This is a genomic window from Acidocella sp. (genome assembly GCF_013044125.1).
In the GTDB taxonomy this organism is placed as follows: domain Bacteria; phylum Pseudomonadota; class Alphaproteobacteria; order Acetobacterales; family Acetobacteraceae; genus Acidocella.
In genome coordinates this window covers 1-16,447 of the sequence record NZ_JABEVC010000119.1, presented here as the reverse complement: position 1 = coordinate 16,447, position 16,447 = coordinate 1, and the positions used below count along the sequence as shown (strand labels likewise).

General features: G+C 65.0%; 18 protein-coding genes. 9 read left to right on the top strand and 9 right to left on the bottom strand.

Annotated features, from left to right (window positions below):
- Positions 1 to 33 precede the first annotated feature (33 nt).
- From rpsT to HKL97_RS07555, 8 genes are all read left to right on the top strand, one after another.
- Entirely contained in the window at positions 34 to 303 is a 270-nt protein-coding gene (rpsT, locus tag HKL97_RS07590; protein ID WP_291423998.1) for a 30S ribosomal protein S20, read from the top strand.
- Positions 304 to 709: 406 nt separating this feature from the next.
- Positions 710 to 2,125 carry a chromosomal replication initiator protein DnaA gene (dnaA, locus tag HKL97_RS07585; RefSeq protein WP_291424000.1) on the top strand — a complete coding sequence of 472 codons (1,416 nt, stop codon included), beginning with the start codon at positions 710 to 712 and terminating at the stop codon, positions 2,123 to 2,125.
- Positions 2,126 to 2,265: 140 nt separating this feature from the next.
- Complete coding sequence (gene dnaN / locus HKL97_RS07580; protein ID WP_291423996.1) at positions 2,266 to 3,390, top strand: DNA polymerase III subunit beta; 1,125 nt, start codon at positions 2,266 to 2,268, stop codon at positions 3,388 to 3,390.
- Positions 3,391 to 3,447: 57 nt separating this feature from the next.
- On the top strand, positions 3,448 to 4,647 hold the full coding sequence (recF, locus tag HKL97_RS07575; RefSeq protein ID WP_291423994.1) for a DNA replication/repair protein RecF: 1,200 nt from the start codon (positions 3,448 to 3,450) through the stop codon (positions 4,645 to 4,647).
- A complete protein-coding gene (locus HKL97_RS07570) occupies positions 4,644 to 5,456 on the top strand; it encodes a TIGR00282 family metallophosphoesterase (protein ID WP_291423992.1) in 813 nt (270 codons plus the stop codon). The genes recF and HKL97_RS07570 overlap by 4 nt, the downstream gene beginning before the upstream one ends.
- On the top strand, positions 5,456 to 5,977 hold the full coding sequence (locus HKL97_RS07565; protein ID WP_291423990.1) for an SRPBCC domain-containing protein: 522 nt from the start codon (positions 5,456 to 5,458) through the stop codon (positions 5,975 to 5,977). Before HKL97_RS07570 ends, HKL97_RS07565 begins: the two co-directional genes overlap by 1 nt.
- A gap of 73 nt (positions 5,978 to 6,050) precedes the next feature.
- Positions 6,051 to 6,479, top strand: a complete 429-nt coding sequence (locus tag HKL97_RS07560; RefSeq protein ID WP_291423988.1) for a flagellar biosynthesis repressor FlbT — start codon at positions 6,051 to 6,053, stop codon at positions 6,477 to 6,479.
- Positions 6,480 to 6,560: 81 nt separating this feature from the next.
- Entirely contained in the window at positions 6,561 to 7,625 is a 1,065-nt protein-coding gene (locus HKL97_RS07555; RefSeq protein WP_291423986.1) for an acyltransferase, read from the top strand.
- 18 nt (positions 7,626 to 7,643) lie between these two features.
- Here HKL97_RS07555 and HKL97_RS07550 read toward each other — a convergent pair whose 3' ends face one another.
- The 6 genes from HKL97_RS07550 to HKL97_RS07525 form a co-directional block, all read right to left on the bottom strand.
- Positions 7,644 to 8,546: a class I SAM-dependent methyltransferase gene (locus HKL97_RS07550; protein WP_291423984.1), complete on the bottom strand. Its 903-nt coding sequence runs from the start codon at positions 8,544 to 8,546 to the stop codon at positions 7,644 to 7,646.
- 25 nt (positions 8,547 to 8,571) lie between these two features.
- The gene (locus tag HKL97_RS07545; RefSeq protein WP_291423982.1) at positions 8,572 to 9,450 is read right to left on the bottom strand and encodes a DMT family transporter; all 879 of its coding nucleotides are present in this window, start codon (positions 9,448 to 9,450) and stop codon (positions 8,572 to 8,574) included.
- Positions 9,451 to 9,573: 123 nt separating this feature from the next.
- Entirely contained in the window at positions 9,574 to 10,779 is a 1,206-nt protein-coding gene (locus HKL97_RS07540) for a phosphoglycerate kinase (RefSeq protein WP_291423980.1), read from the bottom strand.
- Positions 10,776 to 11,804, bottom strand: a complete 1,029-nt coding sequence (gap, locus tag HKL97_RS07535) for a type I glyceraldehyde-3-phosphate dehydrogenase (protein WP_291423978.1) — start codon at positions 11,802 to 11,804, stop codon at positions 10,776 to 10,778. Before gap ends, HKL97_RS07540 begins: the two co-directional genes overlap by 4 nt.
- Before the next feature lie 3 nt (positions 11,805 to 11,807).
- The gene (gene tkt, locus HKL97_RS07530) at positions 11,808 to 13,844 is read right to left on the bottom strand and encodes a transketolase (RefSeq protein WP_291423977.1); all 2,037 of its coding nucleotides are present in this window, start codon (positions 13,842 to 13,844) and stop codon (positions 11,808 to 11,810) included.
- 67 nt (positions 13,845 to 13,911) lie between these two features.
- The gene (locus HKL97_RS07525; protein WP_291423976.1) at positions 13,912 to 14,352 is read right to left on the bottom strand and encodes a group II truncated hemoglobin; all 441 of its coding nucleotides are present in this window, start codon (positions 14,350 to 14,352) and stop codon (positions 13,912 to 13,914) included.
- A gap of 139 nt (positions 14,353 to 14,491) precedes the next feature.
- Between HKL97_RS07525 and HKL97_RS07520 the strand changes: the two genes are divergently transcribed.
- Positions 14,492 to 14,731: a DUF2188 domain-containing protein gene (locus tag HKL97_RS07520; RefSeq protein ID WP_291423975.1), complete on the top strand. Its 240-nt coding sequence runs from the start codon at positions 14,492 to 14,494 to the stop codon at positions 14,729 to 14,731.
- On the opposite strand, the gene HKL97_RS07515 is transcribed toward HKL97_RS07520, so the two are convergent.
- From HKL97_RS07515 to HKL97_RS07505, 3 genes are all read right to left on the bottom strand, one after another.
- Positions 14,732 to 15,580 (bottom strand): phosphatidylcholine/phosphatidylserine synthase, encoded by an 849-nt coding sequence (locus HKL97_RS07515; protein WP_291423974.1) that lies wholly within the window; start codon positions 15,578 to 15,580, stop codon positions 14,732 to 14,734.
- Positions 15,577 to 16,251 (bottom strand): phosphatidylserine decarboxylase, encoded by a 675-nt coding sequence (locus HKL97_RS07510; RefSeq protein WP_291423973.1) that lies wholly within the window; start codon positions 16,249 to 16,251, stop codon positions 15,577 to 15,579. Before HKL97_RS07510 ends, HKL97_RS07515 begins: the two co-directional genes overlap by 4 nt.
- Positions 16,251 to 16,447, bottom strand: a 197-nt coding sequence (locus HKL97_RS07505; protein ID WP_291423972.1) for a LysM peptidoglycan-binding domain-containing protein, incomplete at its 5' end; no start/stop codon positions are given. The genes HKL97_RS07505 and HKL97_RS07510, both read right to left, overlap by 1 nt.

The window sequence follows — 16,447 nt, the reverse complement described above, 5'->3', positions numbered from 1 at the left end:
CTTCGTTAAACACACCTTTTTCCTTCGGACATCATGGCCAATATCGCATCCGCCCAAAAACGCATTCGCCAAACCGCTACCCGCACCGCGCGCAACAAGGCGCGCAAGTCGCGCGTGCATGGCGCCATCCGCAAGGTTGAAGAAGCCGTCGCCGCGGGCAACAAGGAGGTGGCGCTGGCCGCCTTCCGCGCCGCTCAGCCTGAGCTGCAGCGCGCCGCCGGCAAGGGCGTGCTGAAGGCCAACACGGTCTCGCGCAAAATCTCGCGCCTCTCCGCGCAGGTTAAGGCGGTCTCCGCCGCCTAAGTAAACGTTAGGATGGTGGAAATCACCGTCCTATTTTTAAGATATTCCGGTGCCGGTGTGATCTCATGATAAATGAGCTTGACGCCGGCACTATTTTTGTGCTTGCCGATTACGTTGCAATATCAAAACGTAAACGCATGTTTAAGAATCTTGGAAATTAAAATATCCTTGTTTTTACAGCTAAATTTTGCGGTTTCAGGGGTTTGTCCGGTGCGGCGAACGAATCGAACGCTTGCGCATGTCCCCTCTTTTGACCTAAGTTCCAGCGCTTACAAACGCACTATCGGCTGTCTCAATTCTGGGAATATAAAGTCAGAATCAGGTCTTTTTGCAACCTGGAGATGATTTGGAGGCGGCGTTAACTAGGTTGGAGCTTGAATTGGGAATGAGCCTGGAGGTCGGTTCCATGCGTGATGGCGACGTCGTGCTGAAATCTTCGTCGCCGCGTCAGGGCGAAGCCGGTCTCACCGAACAGTGGGGCCGCGTGCGCGCGCGTCTACAGGCTGAGGTTGGCGAGGTTGAGTACCGCACCTGGCTCAAGCAGGTGGCGCTGGCCGGTGTTGATGGCGATGAGGTCACGCTGGTCCTGCCCACGCGGTTTTTGCGCGACTGGGTGAAAAAAGAATACGGCGAACTGGTCGCCAGCCTCTGGCAGGCTGAAAACCCGGCCATCCGCAGCGTGGACATCCGCTCCCAGCCTGGCCGCGCCAGCGCCCCCAATCTGGCGGAGCCGGTGCCGGTTGAAGCCGTGGCGCCAGCCCCGGCGCCCGTGGTGCCGCGCGCCGATGTCGTCGCCCCGCTCGACCAGCGCTTCACCTTTGATACATTTGTCGTCGGCAAGCCCAACGAATTCGCCTATGCCTGCGCGCGCCGCGTCGCGGAATCCCCGGCGACGGCCGGGTTCAACCCGCTGTTCCTGTATGGCGGCGTCGGCCTGGGCAAAACGCATCTGATGCACGCCATCGCCTGGGAGCTTTCCACCCAGCACAAGGGCGGCGGCCAGGTCTCCGTCGCCTATATGTCGGCGGAAAAATTCATGTACCGCTTCATCAACGCGCTGCGCTCGCAATCCACGCTCGAATTCAAGAATGAGCTGCGCGGCGTCGATGTTCTGATGATCGACGACCTGCAATTCCTTATCGGCAAGGACAACACGCAGGAAGAATTCTTCCACACCTTCAATGCCCTGGTTGACGCCGGCAAGCAGATCGTCGTCTCTGCCGACAAATCCCCCTCCGATCTTTCCGGCCTCGACGACCGCCTGCGCACCCGCCTCGGCTGCGGCATGGTGGCCGATCTTCATGCCACCACCTTCGAACTTCGCATCTCCATCCTGGAAACCAAGGCCGAGCGCGCGGGTGTGGATGTTCCCGGCAAGGTGCTGGAGTTCCTCGCGCGCAAAATCACCTCCAACGTGCGTGAGCTGGAAGGCGCGCTCAACCGCCTCGTCGCCCATGCCAACCTGTTCAACCGCCAGATCACGCTGGAAGCCGCGCATGAAGTGCTGCACGATGTGCTGAAGGCGCATGACCGCAAGGTCTCGATTCAGGAGATCCAGAAAAAGGTCGCTGATCATTACAATATCCGCATCGCCGAGATGTCCTCCGCGCGGCGTGCCCGCAACATCGCCCGCCCGCGCCAGGTGGCGATGTATTTGGCCAAGCAGCTCACCAGCAAATCCCTGCCCGACATCGGCCGCCATTTCGGCGACCGCGACCACACCACGGTGATGCACGCCGTCTCGCGCGTCACCGAGTTGATCGGCCAGGACGCGGCCTTTGGCGAGGATGTGGATTTGCTGCGCCGGATGCTCGAAAACTAGGGCAGGGCGCCCACGCCAAAGGCGCGCCGCGCCGCCAAAATCCGGTGCCTTCCCTATCCCCACAACCCTTGCTACGGTAAAACGCGAATCGGTCTCGATAACGGGGCAAAAGAATCCGGTTCACCGTCTGGAAGGGTGTCATGAAGTTCAAGGCCGACCGCGCAACGCTGATCAAGTCTCTGGCCCATGTGCAGAACGTGGTCGAAAAGCGGAACACGATTCCCATTCTCGCCAACGTGCTGCTGGCCGTGCGGGACGGCAAGCTGACCATCGCGGCGACCGATCTGGAAATCTCCCTGGTCGAGGAGGTCACAGCCCAGACCACGCGCAACGGCGCCATCACCGTTCCCGCCGCCACTTTGTATGAAATCGTGCGCCGCCAGCCGGATAATGCCGAGATCGAGCTGGACCACCCCGGCGGCGATGCCCAGCTCGCCTTGCGCGCCGGCCGTTACGCCACCAGCCTCGTGGCGCTCAGCGTCGATGAATTCCCCAAGCTCGACGCCGGCAAGCTCACCCACCATTTCGTGCTCTCCGCGCAGGAGCTGCGCGGGCTGATCGACCGCACCAAATTCGCCATCTCCACCGAGGAGACCCGCTACTACCTCAACGGCATCTTCCTGCACGCCGCCGAGGGCGACACCGGCGCCGTCCTGCGCACCGTGGCGACTGACGGCCACCGCCTCGCCCGCGTCGAGGAACCGCTGCCGCAAGGGGCGGCGGGCATGCCCGGCGTCATCATTCCGCGCAAAACCGTTACCGAGTTGCGCAAGCTGCTGGACGAAGCCTCCGGCGAGGTCGAGGTCGCCCTCTCCGAGACGCGCATCCAGTTCACCATCGGCCACATGCGCCTCACCAGCAAACTCATTGATGGCACCTTCCCCGATTATGACCGCGTGATCCCCCGCGGGAACGATAAAGTGCTGCGCATCGATAAAAAAGATTTCAACGATGCCGTTGGCCGCGTCTCCGCCATCAGCTCCGAGAAACACCGCCCGGTGAAGCTCTCGCTCGCGAAAGACCTGCTGGTCATCTCCGCCGCCAGCGCCGAGCAGGGCAGCGCCTCGGAGGAGCTGGGCCCCGAGCTGGTGGATTACCAGTCCGGCCCGCTGGAGATCGGCTTCCAGGCCCGCTACCTCTCCGATGTGACCGAGCAGATCAAAGGCAAGGTCGAATTCATCTTCGCTGACGGCGCGGCCCCCACTTTGGTGCGCGACCAGGACGACGCCTCGGCGGTCTACGTCCTCATGCCGATGCGGGTTTGAGAGTCCGCTTGCAAATTCTACGCGGGCGGCCATTCAGCGAGGCTTTTCTGAGCTCTGGTGCTCGCGTATCAATGTACGCTCCGCTCCGGTGCTCACCAAGCCACGCTGACTGACTCGTCCGCGCGAATTTTCAAACGGACTCTCGCCACGTACCTGAAACGCCTCACGCTTACGGATTTCCGCTCCTACCCCACGCTGCGCTTCACCCCCGCGGCGCGGGTTTGCGTTTTCGCGGGTCCGAACGGCGCCGGCAAAACCAACCTGCTGGAGGCCGCCTCGCTGCTGGTTCCCGGCCGTGGGCTGCGTGGCGCCAAAGTCTCCGAGCTCGCGCGGCGGGGCAGGGAGGAAACCAGCCGTTGGGCCGTGGCCGCGCAACTCTCCGGCCCTGGCGGCCTGTTCGAAATCGGCACCGGCGCGGTGGAGGGCGCGCCCGAGCGCCGCGTTTTCATGCTCGATGGCGCCAAGCCCCGCTCGCAATCGGAAATTGCCGAGCGCCTCGCCGCCGTCTGGCTCACCCCGCAGATGGACCGCCTCTTCACCGATTCCGCCTCCGGCCGCCGCAAATTCCTTGATCGCCTGGTCATCGCGCTGGAACCCCATCACGCGCGAGAGATCGCCGCCTTCGAAGCCGCCGCCGCCCAGCGCAACCGCCTGCTGGCCGAAAACCCTGATCCGCTCTGGCTGGACGGGCTGGAAGATTCCTGCGCCCGCCACGCCGTTGCCGCCACCGCCGCCCGCGCAGCGCTCCTGGCAGGGCTCAACGCCACCTTGGCCAGCGGCGCCGCTGCCCCGTTTCCGCTGGTCAGGCTCGGCCTCAACTGCGCCATCGCCGAAAAATTGCGCGCCGCCCCGGCGGTCGAGGTCGAGGACGCGCTGCGCGCCGCCTATAAATCCGCCCGCGCGCAGGATACCGCCCAGCGCGGCGCCTCCCTCGGCCCGCAAAAAGCCGATCTGCTCATCACTGACGCCGCGACGGCCCGCCCCGCCGCGCTCTCCTCCACCGGCCAGCAAAAATCCATGCTCATCGGCATCGTGCTTGGCCACGCCGCGCTCATCGCCGCCACGTGCGGCGCCGCGCCACTGCTCCTGCTCGATGAACCCCTGGTCCACCTCGATGCCGCCCACCGCGCCGCCTTGTTCGCGGCGCTCACCACGCTCAACCTCGCCGCCTGGGTCACAGGGACTGACATCGAGCCCTTCGCCGGCCTGCAAGCCGCCTGTTATCGCGTCCACGAAGGCGTTATAGCCCCCCTATGAAACTTCTTTTCCTTGGCGACCTCCTGGGCCGCGCCGGGCGTGACGCCGCCATCAAAGCCATCCCCGAACTGCGCGCCAAGCTGAAACTCGACTTCGTGGCGGTGAACGCCGAGAACGCCAGCCATGGCTTTGGCCTCGGGCCGGACATGGCCGATGCCCTTTTCAAGGCCGGGGCTGATGTCATCACCCTGGGCAACCACGCGTGGGACCGCCGCGAGATCATCCCCTACATCGCGCAGGAAAAACGCCTGATCCGCCCGCTCAACTACCCGCCCGGCACGCCCGGCCAGGGCTCAGCCCTCGTCACCCTGGCCGATGGCCGCAAGGTGCTGATCGCCCAGGCGATGGGGCGGCTGTTCATGGACCCTCTCAACTGCCCCTTCATGACCATGGACGAGCTGCTCACCCGCCACCGCCTCGGCAACAGCCTGCACGCCATCATCCTGGACATTCACGCCGAAGCCTCCTCCGAGAAAATGGCCTTTGGCCATGCGTTCGATGGCCGGGTCTCCGCCGTGGTCGGCACCCACACCCATATCCCCACCGCTGACCACCAGATTTTTCCGCGCGGCACCGCGTATTGCTCGGATCTGGGCATGTGCGGCGACTATGATTCCGTCATCGGCATGAGCAAAGATGCTGCAATAGCCCGTTTTATCCGCAAAATGCCAGGCGAGCGCTTGACCCCGGCGGAAGGTCCAGCCACCGTATGCGGTGCCTTCATCGAAACCGGTGAAGACGGCCTTGCAACCCGAATCGAGCCGGTGCGCCTGGGCGGCCGGCTGCGTCCCACTCTGCCGGAGGTTTAATGCGCCGCGGTTTTCCCCTGCTTTGTCTCTTGCTCAGCCTCAGCGCCTGCGGCACGGCGGACTCGCGCCAGAGCAGCCTCGCGGCGCAAGGAAAAACCGACCCGGACGCCCCGCTCCAGACCACCCAGCAGATCAGCATCAACGCGCCCGCGGATAAAATCTGGGCGCTGCTGGCCAATCCGCAGGCCTGGCCCGGCTGGAACCCCATCATTGCGCAGACCAGCGCGCCCGGCACCCTGCAATCAGGCAGCCTGTTCTCCTACAACGCCGATGGCATGAGCATCCACGCCGCGGTGCGTGAATTCATCTCCTCGCAGGCCCTGGCCTGGACTGGCGATGTCCTCAACTTCCACGCCATCCAGACCTGGACGCTCACCCCCCAGCCCGGCGGCGTCACCCTGGTCAGCACCAGCGAGTCGGTCAGCGGCTTCCTGATCGGCTTGTTCTTCTCGCAGGCCAGGCTGGAGCGCGGCGACCACAGTTGGTTGAAAAACCTGAAGGCGGCGGCCGAGCTGCCCTGAGTGCGCCACGGGTCAGATTCCGTTAACGCCGGCATGCGAAAAGGGGCTTCCCGCGAACCATTCGAAGGAAACCATGGCGGCACTGATCCTGGAACTCAAACAAGGCGAATCGCTGCTGCTCCGCGGCGCGGTCATCCGCTTCAAAACCCGCACGCGGATGGAACTCAGCACGCAGGAACGCTTTCTGTTCGGCAAGCAGGTCATGGCGGGCGCAGAGGCGGTAAGCCCGGTCCAGAAACTCTACTACGCCCTGCAGCAAGCCTATATCGGGCCGGATGGCGCCAGCCAGCATGCCCTGGCCGAAGCCCGCGCCCTCATCGCCGGGCAGATCCCATCCGCCCCGCCAGCCATCCGTGAGGCTTTAGCTGCCCTGCTCGTCAGCATCGAGGACGGCCCCGGGCTGGAAGCCCTGAAATACGCCCGCCAGATCATCCGCCTGGAGGCGCTGCCTGCCGAGAGCGAGATCCAGCCGGTTCAGCGCGGCGGCGTCAAAAACTCCTGAATCCAGCGGCTTGCCCGGGCTTGCGGAACAAGATACGCCGGGCAGGCGGCGCTTGGAAACCCTTCCGCCGCCAAAGGAGTCTTGCGCAACGCCGTGACGGACCAGCCCCCTCCACCCCGGCTCGGCTCGCTGGAACTTGGCCGCTTCATCGCCGCCGCGTTCGTCGTGGTCACGCATCTGCCCCCCCTGCCTCTCGCGCTGCGTGGGCTGGCACTCGGCCCGCTCGCCGTGCAATATTTCTTTGTGCTCAGTGGCTTTGTCATGGTCACCGCGCATCATGGCGACCCTAAAACCTGGACGCGCCCGTTAAACTTCTGGTGGCGCCGCGCCTGCCGCATCTACCCGCTGTACTGGCTCATCCTGCTCCCCATGCTCTTCGTGGACTGGCGCGCGCTCCCGCCCGGCGCGCTCTGGCACCTGCTCTCCCTCAATCCCGCCAACGACCCTGACATCATCCCCCCAGCCTGGACCCTGCGTTACGAGCTGGCCTTCTACCTCATGTTCGGCCTCTGCCTTGCGCCCGTCATCGGCCGCTATGTGCTGGGTTTCTGGGTGTTCTCGGTCCTCTGGCTCTATCTGCCCCCTGCCATCCGCTGGTGCACCTGGCTGCGCGGCTGGCACTGGATGAAAGGCGGGCTCGTGGTCAAATACCTGGCCACGGTCAACGTTTACCTCGTGCAGACCTCGAATCATTTTGTCAGCCCCTGGGAATGTCTGTTCTTCGCGGGGCTTGCCGCCGGCTGGCTGTTCGTCACCCTGCGCCCGCCGCTCTGGGCGGGCATGGCCGCGCTGCTGCTCGGCGCCGCGCTCTGCCTGCACAGCCTGGCTCTCTCCAAATGGGGCACGGAATATCCCAACGCGCTAAAGCTCCCCCTGGCGTCACTTGGCTACGCCCTGTTCTTCTACGGCCTCGTGGTGCTGGAAGCCCGCCAGTTTTTCCGCTGCGGCCGATGGACGCTGCGGCTGGGGGCGATGTCCTACCCGCTCTACATCGTGCATATGCCGCTGATCCTGCTGGTGGGCTGGATGCTGCCCAGCCATACCGTCCTCACCCTCGCCGTTATCACCCTCGCGGCCTTCGTCCTCACGTTTTACGTTGACCGCCCGTTGCAGCGCCTGCTGCGCGGCCTGCGCCTGTTTGGTTGAAAGCCCGGCAGGCAGGCTTCACGCTGGGATATCGGGCTTTCGCGCGTTCAGAAACACCATCCGGCTGGCCGTGGTCAGCCGCCCGGCCTCCACCTCCGGCCGCAGCGCCGCCTCCAGCGTGGCGCGCTCCTGCGGCGTGAAGCGTGTTGCCAGTATCTCTTCCAGCCCCGGCGCCCAGGGGTGCGGCGCGGCGGCGCAGAACACCGCCCAATTGGTTGTCTCATTCGGCCGCACATCCATGTGCAACTCCAGATGCAGCCCGATAAATCCCGCCTGCTGGGCGAAGCGCAACAGGTCGCGCTCGCTGTAGCTGGCCAGCGGGCTGGCCGCCATCGCCGCCTCGGTATCGGGGAACTGCGCCGCCTTCCATTTGTGCAGCAGCGGCAGCAGTGCGTCGCGCGCCCCGCCGCGTTCCAGCAGCACGCGCATGGCGCAGGCCGCCTGCGCCTCATCGCGAAATACCGGTTCCGCCAGCGAGATCCGTCCCCCCGGTTTGAGTACCCGCAACATTTCAGCCATCGCCACCGGTTTATCAGCCACATAGGCCAGCGCCGAGCGGCTCGTCACCGCGTCCAGGCTGGCGCTTTCCAGCCCCTCCAGCCGCTCCGCCCCGCATTGCACAAACCGGCACTGCGCCGCCACGCCCAGCGCCGCCGCCCGTCCGCGCGCATGGTCCAGCAGCGGCGCGGAAATATCGGTCAGAACCACCCGCAACCCCGGCCCGGCGCGTTCAATTGCCCGCCATGCCACAACACCTTCGCCGCTGCCGATGTCCGCCATCACCATGCCGGGCGCCAGAGCGACGCCATCCAGCACGCGCTCCACATATCCATCCACGGCCGCCCGCACCCGTGCCGCCTGCGCCGCATCGCCGCCATGGCGGCGATTCAGCAGCCAGGCGGACCATTCATCACTCAGCACGCATCCCGCATGGGCCTGCCCCCGATCATTTTCTCTGGCTGAGAAACACCGAGAGCATAATGAGCCCGCCACCTGAAAATTCCGTTAATGTCAGCGGTTCGCCCAACAGGATTGTGCCGCCAGCCGCGCCCACCACCGGCAACAGATATAAAAACCACCCCGATTGCTCCGCCCCCAACGCCGCGCTGCCCTTGTTCCAGGCCAAAATGGCGATCACGGTGGTCAGGCTTAGCGCGCTAACAATCTCCCACTGCCCCAGGCTCATGCGCGTGATGATTTCGGGAAGCCCGCCGCCCCCGGCGGCCAGCAGCGGCACCGTCCCCGCGATGACGGTAATTGCCGTAATCGCCACCGTCCCGCGCCGTTGCAAAAGAGGCACGGCCAGGACGCAGTAAACCGCCCAAAATCCAGCGCCGCCCAATATGAACAATATGCCCTTCACATCCCCCACCGCCGGCCCCGCGCTCAGCGCCAGCAGCCCGATGCCAAGCAAGCCAACGATCCCCGCCAGCATGGTGGCCCGTGATGGTAACCTGCGCCGCTGCAACGCCAGCAGCAGCACAATCAACAGCGGCTCCACGCCGTTCAGCAGCCCTGCCATCCCCGCCGTGACCGTGCGGCTCCCGCTCACGTTGAGCAGGTTATACCCCGTCACCCCAACCAACCCGCAGAGCGCCCCAAACAGTAACTCCTGGCGCGGCCAGCGCCGCAACTCGCCCCATAAAACCGGAACAAAACAAATTGAGGCCAGCAGATAGCGCAGCGCGATGAAGGGCAGGGGCGAGAGGGCGGCATGCGTGTTGCCGACCAAATAGCGCGTGCCAACGGGGGCGAAGCCCCACAACAGCACCGCCAACAGCGTCAGCCCCGCCGCCTTCAGCTTCGGGCTCATAGCCAGGGTCATAAAAAATCTCCATGGGCATGAGTATCATTTTTGGCGCGCCTCAGCCTTAAACGATCAGATTCTACTAAAAAAAGCCCAGGGGATTTCCCCCTGGGCTTCATCGCGTTAACCGGGTTCAAGCATTCAACCGAGGTTGGAGAGGTCTTTGCTCAGCGCTTCCACGCCGGGCAGAATCTTGCCCTCCATCCATTCCAGGAACGCCCCGCCGGCGCTGGAGAGATAGCTCAGCCGGTCTTCCACCCCGGCCAGCTTCAGCGCGGATACAGTATCCCCCCCGCCGCCGACCGAGACGATCTTGCCCTCCTGCGTCGCCTTGGCGATGGCATCGGCCAGCGCGTTGGTCGAGGCGTCGAACGGCTTGGTCTCGAACGCGCCCAGCGGCCCGTTCCAGATGATGGTCTTGATCTGCGGCAGCCGCTTGATGAACGCGGCGACCGTGGCCGGGCCAACGTCCAGCGCCATCATGTTCGGCGGCACCGCGTCCACGCCCACCACCTGGGTTGGCGCGTTCGCGGCAAAGGTCTCCGCCACCACCAAATCGTGCGGCAGCACGATCTCACAACCCTTGCGGTGCGCCTCGTCGAGGATCTCCAGCGCTGTCTTGTGCAGGTCTTTCTCCTGCAGAGACTTGCCGACATCATGCCCCTGCGCCGCCAGGAAGGTATTCGCCATGGCGCCGCCGATCACCAGAATATCCACCTTGCCGACCAGATTGTTCAGCAGTTCGAGCTTGGTGGAAACCTTGGACCCCGCGACAATCGCCGCCACCGGCCGCGCCGGATGCCCCAGCGCCGTTTCCAGCGCGTGCAGCTCCGCCTGCATCAGCCGCCCCGCGAAGGAGGGCAGGTGGCGCGTGATGCCCTCGGTGCTGGCATGCGCGCGGTGCGCGGCGGAGAAAGCGTCGTTGACATAAAGGTCAGCCAGCTTGGCGAGTTCGGCCGCGAACTGCGGGTTGTTCTCCTCCTCGCCGGCGTGGAAGCGGGTGTTCTCCAGCACCAGCACATCGCCGTCATGCAGCGCGTCCACCGCCGCCAGCGCCACCGGGCCGATGCAGTCGGCGGCAAACGCCACCGGCCGCCCCAGCACTTTCCCCAGCGCCGTGGCGATCGGGCGCAGCGACATGGCCTCAACAACCTTGCCCTTCGGCCGGTCGAAATGGCTGAGCACGATCACCTTCGCCCCCTTGGCGGAGAGTTCCGTGATCGTCGGCGCCAGCCGCTCCAGACGCGTCAGGTCGGAGATCACCCCGCCCTGCATCGGCACGTTCAGGTCGGCGCGGAGCAGCACGCGCTGCCCCGCGACCTTCACATGGTCCAGATTCCGGCTCACAGCGCGCCGAAATAGGCTGCGGTGTCGGACATGCGGTTCGAGAAGCCCCACTCATTGTCATACCAGGAGAGCACCCGCGCCAGCGCGCCATCCACCACCGTGGTCTGCGGCGCATCAAACGTGCTGGAAGCCGGGATATGGTTGAAATCCTGGCTCACCAGCTTGGCGGTGGAGTAGCCCAGAATCCCCTTCAGCTCGCCCTCGGACGCGGCCTTCATCGCGGCGTTGATCTGCTCAACCGTCGCATGCGTTTTCAGGTTCACGTCGAGCGAAATCAGCGACACGTTGGGCGTCGGCACGCGGATGGCGGTGCCGTCCAGTCTGCCCTTCAGCTCCGGTAGCACCAGGCCAACAGCCTTGGCGGCCCCCGTGGAGGTCGGGATCATCGAGAGGGCGGCCGCGCGCGCGCGGTGCAGGTCCTTGTGCAGCGTGTCGACGGTTTTCTGGTCGCCGGTATAGGAATGGATGGTCACCATATACCCGCGCTCGATGCCGAAATTCTCATGCAGCACCTTCGCCACCGGGGCGAGGCAGTTGGTGGTGCAGGAGGCGTTGGAGATCACCTCCATCTCCTTCGTCAGCGTCTTGTGGTTCACGCCGAACACGATGGTCGCATCCACGCCATCCGCCGGGGCGGAGACCACAACCTTGCGCGCACCGGCGGCGAGCAGCGCCGCGGCGGCCTCGCGCTTGGTGAACAGCCCGGTGCACTCCATCGCCACATCCACGCCCTGCAACGGCACTTTCGCCGGGTCGCGCTCCGCCGAAACCTTGATCGGCGCATAGGTGCGGCCGTTATGCGTGATGACCAGGCTGTCGCCCTGCACCTCAACCGTGCCGGGGAAACGGCCATGCACCGAGTCATAGCGGAACATATGCGCATTGTCCTCGACCGAGCCGAGATCGTTGATCAGCACGGGCACCACATCGGTGCGCCCGCTCTCGATCATCGCGCGCAGCACCAGACGGCCAATCCGGCCAAACCCGTTAATCGCGATTTTCACAGCCCCATCTTTTGCGGTCATGTCTCAGTTCCCTTCTTTTTTAACGGCAGCCACAATCGCCGCCTCGGTGATCCCAAAATGTTCATACAAAATTTCCGCCGGGGCGGACGCGCCAAAGCCGGTCATGCCGATGAACACGCCATCGGCTCCCAGCCAGCGCTCCCAGCCAAAGCCGCAGGCCGCCTCCACGCCGATGCGCCGCGCGTTGCCCAGAACCTCGGCCTGATACCCGGCATCCTGCTGCGCGAAAAGCTCGAAGCTGGGCGCGGAGACCACGGCAACCTCAATCCCCTCCGCCGCCAGTTTTGCCCGCGCGTCCATCGCCAGCGCCACTTCCGTGCCGGTCGCGATGATCGTCGCCGCCCGCTTGCCCTCTGCTTCGGCCAGCACATAGGCGCCGCGGGCGGATTTGCAGCCGTTGGCAACCAGGCGCAACGCCGGCACCGCCTGGCGCGAGAGCACCAGCAGGCTCGGCCCGGTGGTGTTGCGAATCGCGATCTCCCAGGCTTCCGCGGTCTCCACCGCATCAGCCGGGCGCAGCACCAGCACGTTGGGCATGGCGCGGAAACTGGCCAGATGCTCAATCGGCTGATGCGTCGGCCCATCCTCGCCCAGGCCTATGGAATCATGCGTCAGTACATGAATGGCGCGCACGCGCATTAACGCCGCCAGCCGGATCGCAGGGCGCATATAATCGGAGAACACGAAGAACGTCCCGCCATACGGGATCAACCCGCCATGCAGCGCCAGGCCGTTCATCGCCGCCGCCATGCCGAACTCGCGCACGCCGTAATAAATATAGCGCGCCGCGAAATTATCCGCGCTCGCCCCCGCCATGCCCTTCACCAGGGTCAGGTTGGAGCCGGTGAGGTCGGCCGAGCCGCCAACCAGCTCCGGCACCGCCGGCACCAGAACCTCCAGCGCTTTCTGGCTCGCCTGCCGCGTCGCCAGCTTCGGCTTGGTTTCCATGAGCGATGCCTTGTAGGCGGACATCGTCTCCACCCAGCCCTCGGGCAGCTTGCCCGCCATCACGCGCTCAAACTCGGCGCGCTGCGGATGCTTGGCCAGCCGCTTCAGCCAGGCGCGGCGCGTACCCGCCCCCCGGTTTCCAGCCTCATGCCAGTCCTTGTAAACCTCCGCGGGCACATGGAAGGGCAGGTGCGGCCAGCCCAGCGCCAGCTTCGCCGCCTGCGCCTCGGCGCCACCCAGCGCCGCGCCATGGCTCCCGGCCGTTCCCGCCTTGGTCGGCGCGCCAAACCCGATAATCGTCTTGCACGCGATCATCACCGGCTTGGCCGATTTCTGCGCCCAGGCGAGCGCCGCCTGCAACGCCTCGAAGTCATGCCCGTCCACCCGCTTGGTCGCCCAACCGTAATTGGCAAAGCGCTTCAGCGGATCTTCCGAGACGCTCATCTCCGTGCCGCCGTCGATGGAGATGCTGTTGTCGTCCCACAGCACCACGAGCTTGTTGAGCTTCAGATGCCCGGCCAGCGCGCCCGCCTCGTGGCTGACACCTTCCATCAGGCAGCCATCCCCCGCGATCACATAGGTCCGGTGGTCCACCAGACTCTTGCCGAACTTCGCCGCCAACAGCCGCTCCGCCATCGCCATGCCCACGGCTGTCGCCAGCCCCTGGCCCAGCGGCCCGGTGGTCATCTCAATGGCCGGATGCTCATGATATTCCGGATGCCCCGCCGCCACCGAATGCAGCTGGCGGAAGGTCTTCAGTTGCTCAATCCCCATGCCCTCATAGCCGGAGAGATGCAGCAGCGCATACAACAGCATGGAGCCATGCCCCGCCGAGAGCACGAAGCGGTCACGGTCCCACCAGCTCGCATCGGCGGCGTCATATTTCAGAAATTTCTTCCACAACACGGTGGATGCGTCCGCCATGCCCATCGGCATGCCCGGATGGCCGCATTTGGCGGCCTCCACACTATCGATGGTCAGTGCGCGGATCGCGTTCGCCATCACCCGTTCCGCCGTCAGCGGTTGGCTGAGAATCTCCGCCTGGCGCGCCAGCGCGGCTTCGTTGCCTGAAATGTCCCCGATGCTTGCCATGTCTCGCTATTCCGTTCTGGTTGCGCCGTGCATAATCCGCACGGCCGCAACCGGCAACCCGGAACGCTCAAATCCCGGCGTTCTTTTGCCCCCGCACCATCCCCGCCGCGAGCCTTGTGAGGATCTGGTCCATCTGCGCGGCAAACCCCGGCTCCACCTGCGCGGCCGCCAGCGCGGCGCGCAGGGCATCGTTCCACTGCTGCGCGGTTTTTTCAGTAACCGGCATTTTCGCGTGCCGTGTCATCACGCAGAAGCCACCCCGGGCGTTGAACCAGTCGCGCGAGCCGCCCATCCAGCCGGTAAAAAATCCGCACAGCGCCTCGCGCATCGGGGCCAGGTCAGGCGCATGCATGGCCCGCAGCTCCGCATATTGCGGGTCGCTCTCCAGCAGGTCGTAGAACGCATCCACCACCCGGCGGATCGGCTCCACGCCGCCGATCATCTCAAAGGGCGTAATCGGCCGGTTTTGCGCGGGGGATTCGGTGCGGCTGGTTTCTGTCTCGGTCATGGTCTACCTTGGGTTCGGAGTTTAATGGCCTCTCAAAGCAAACTCCCGGCCGCCATGCCTTGATCTATCTCATGGCCCGTTCCCATATCCGGGGAAGAATTGAAGCCGTTTCGCCGCCGCCTGTCTGGAGGAACCACCGATGAGCCTGATCCATTATAAAATCGTCCAGCACGATGGCGGCTGGGCCTATAAGCTGGGGGATGTCTTCTCCGAGCCCTACCGCACGCACGCCGCGGCAATGGCGGCGGCCCGCCGCGTCGCCGCCGAGCAACGTGTCCCGGGCGAGACCCGCTACATCCAGTACCAGAGCGAGGATGGCGTCTGGCATACCGAGCTGGCCAGCAGCACTGACCGTCCGCAGGCGGACGTCATCGGCTAATTACGCCGCGTCCCCTGTCTCGGGGTCTCCCGTCGCGGGCGCGTTTTCCGCCTCGGCCCGCCGCGTCTCCGCCTGCGCCGCCAGGCTCCGGTAGCTGCGCACGCTGAAGGGCAGCATCACGATATACGCGAGCCCGAGCAGCGCGCCCGCCGCATACGGGTCCGCGAATAGGATGGCCGCGAACACCACGACGCCGAGCAGCAGCGGCAGCACGTTCGCGGTCGGTATCTTGAAGTTCTTGAAGCTCCACACCGGCAGGGTGGACACGCAAAGCAGCGCCACGCTCACCAGCACGGCGCCGGTAAACAGTGGATACGCAATCGCGTCGTGCAGCCAGCCCATGTGCAGCTTGTCCGCCTCCAGCCCGATGAACAGCGGAAACAGCGCCAGCCCCGCCCCGGCGGGTGCGGGCACCCCGGTGAAGAAATTATACGCGAAGGCCGCCTTGGGCGTGCTGTCCAGTGCCGCGTTAAAGCGCGCCAGCCGCAGCGCCATCGCGGAGGTGTACATCAGCGGCGGCAGAAACCCCATCGCCCCCCACGCCTGCAACGACCATAAATAAATCACCAGCCCCGGCGCGATGCCAAAGCACAGAAAATCCGCAAGGCTGTCGAACTCCGCGCCAAAGCGCGAGGTCGCCTTCAGCAGCCTGGCCAGCCGCCCGTCCAGCCCGTCAATCACGCCCGAGACCGCAATGGCGATCACCGCGTTGCCGAAATTCCCGTCCAGGGCCAGCCGGATGGAGGACAGCCCGATGCACAGCCCCAGCAGCGTCATCAGGTTGGGCAGCATGCGGTTGAAACTGAGCCCCGAAAACCGCTTGCGGCGGGGCAACCGGCGCAGACTCATGCGCCGGTCAGCTCCGCGATGACCGTCTCGCCGCCCACCATGCGCTGCCCCACCGCAACCCGCGGCTCGCAGCCCTCGGGCAGATACAAATCAGTCCGGCTGCCAAAGCGGATGATGCCGAAGCGCTCGCCCGCGCCCAGGCTCTGCCCCTCGCGCACATCGCACAAAATCCGCCGCGCGATCAGCCCGGCGATCTGCACCACCACCACCTCCTGGCCGCCCGGCAGGTCCAGGATCAGCGAGTTGCGCTCATTCTCGTCCGAGGCCTTCTCATCCGCCGCGCCAAAAAACTTGCCCGGATGATACGCGATCTTGCGCACCACCCCGCCAATCGGCGCGCGGTTCACATGCACATCCAGCACCGAGAGGAAAATCGCGACCCGCGTGCGCGGCTCATGGCCCAAGCCCAGCTCCGCCGGCGGGGCGGCGCGTTCTATACTCACCACCAGCCCATCGGCCGGCGCCACGAACGCACTGGCGCGCGGCGGCAGCACCCGCTCCGGGTCACGAAAAAAATACAGGCAGAACACGGTGAACAGCAGGCCCGCCCAGGTTAGCGGGTGCCAGAGCAGCAGCCCGAGCACCGCCCCGGCGATTCCGCCCAGGATGAACGGATAGCCAGCCTTGTGCGGCGGCGCCAGGACCGATTTGATGCTCTCGATAATATCCATCACGGGGCCTTTTGCGGTTGCGGCAGGGTGAATTTCTGCCCAGGGTAAATCAGGTTCGGGTTCTCTATCTGGTTGGCGTTGGCCGCATAGATCACTGTGTACATGATACCGTGGCCATACACATGCTGCGAGATCGTCCAAAGGTTATCCCCCGGCACGATCACGACATTCCCAGCCGCGACCGCCTCGGGCAAGG